The organism is Marinobacter sp. UBA2498 (assembly GCF_002341575.1).
GTDB classification, from domain to species: Bacteria; Pseudomonadota; Gammaproteobacteria; order Pseudomonadales; family Oleiphilaceae; genus Marinobacter; species Marinobacter manganoxydans.
In genome coordinates this window covers 33211-34477 of the sequence record NZ_DDOI01000080.1, presented here as the reverse complement: position 1 = coordinate 34477, position 1267 = coordinate 33211, and the positions used below count along the sequence as shown (strand labels likewise).

At 57.5% G+C, this 1267-nt stretch carries 2 protein-coding genes; one reads left to right on the top strand and one right to left on the bottom strand.

Annotation, left to right across the window (positions count from 1 at the left end):
* A partial coding sequence (locus B2W52_RS10975; protein ID WP_286803022.1) for a YeiH family protein occupies positions 1–578 on the top strand: 578 nt, incomplete at its 5' end.
* A gap of 30 nt (positions 579–608) precedes the next feature.
* Here the strand turns inward: B2W52_RS10975 and B2W52_RS10970 are convergent.
* Positions 609–824, bottom strand: a complete 216-nt coding sequence (locus tag B2W52_RS10970) for an ArgP/LysG family DNA-binding transcriptional regulator (RefSeq protein WP_069184685.1) — start codon at positions 822–824, stop codon at positions 609–611.
* Positions 825–1267: the final 443 nt, after the last annotated feature.

Here is a 1267-nt window from a genome sequence, read left to right as displayed (position 1 = left end):
GGGCGCGGCCTGCCACTACGTCCATGGCAGTGGCAACGGTTGTATTGTTCGGTAGCCTGGCCATGGTGGTGGAGCCCGTGTTGTTTTCGATGATCGGCTGGGATCAGGGCCTGTATGGCATTTACATCGGTGCCACCGTGCACGAGGTCGCTCAAGTGGTTGCGGCCGGCAATGCAATTGGCCCAGAGGCGCTGGCGAACGCGGTTGTCGTCAAGCTGGTACGCGTGATGCTGTTGGTACCGTTCCTGCTGCTGGTGGGCAGATGGTGGCTCAATCGCCACGCAACCAGACAGGATGGCACCCAATCCGTCGGTAAACTGACCGTTCCCTGGTTCGCGTTCGGTTTTGTGGCGGTGGCGCTGTTTAACAGCGTTGTCACGCTGCCGGAAGCCTTGCACGAAAGCCTGACGCTGACGGGCCAGATCGCACTTACCATGGCTATGGCAGCGCTGGGTTATGAAACGCGCATGTCGAAGCTTCGCGCCCTGGGGATCAAGCCTTTTGCTCTGGCACTGATGTTGTTTGTACTGCTGATCGGTGGCGGGCTTGCGGTGACTCCGATGATTGCACTGGCCTGAAATGCTGGACGCAATCGCCCGGGGTGGGTATTACGACGCTCTGTTAAAAAATCGCTCAAGCCGGGTTGTCAGAAACTGAATGGTGTGGCCGCTGTGTCGCCAGAAATGCCAATACAGCGGAACACTCAGGGCCTGATTTTCTGCAATCATGCCGTAACCCACTCCGGCCAGTGCAAACTGGACAAATCCCTGCGAGGACGGGCACAGGTGATAGCGAAAACCGCCGTGATACCCAAAGCTGTCCATGAACCGATGCTGTAACTGGTCGTTTGGGCCGTAAACGATGGCGGGTGCGCGGCTCAGCGAGTCCAGGCTGATACCGTCTGCGAAGAAGTGGTCCCGAAACTCCGGCGAAGGCCCACGTCCTGATCCTCAATCACCAGATCCATCAGCACATCTTCCTGACTGAACCTAATGTAAATGATTCAACAGTTTCTGGCCCGTCGGGGTTGGCCGTTGTAGCCTTTTTCAATGTGATTCGTGGCAGCCTGGTGGCTTTTTTGCAGGTGCCAGCACTGCGTCCGTGATTTGGTTCGGTGCCATGATGGCTGCCATCGCACTGCATCTTGCCCGTAACGGTCTGCAGGGGCCCATGATCTGAACAGGTTCCAAACCTACGTCGGGAATAAATTCCGGCCCGGCAACGCCCTTGGCCCCTGAGTTCTTATCCGACCGGCTCGATCTTGGCA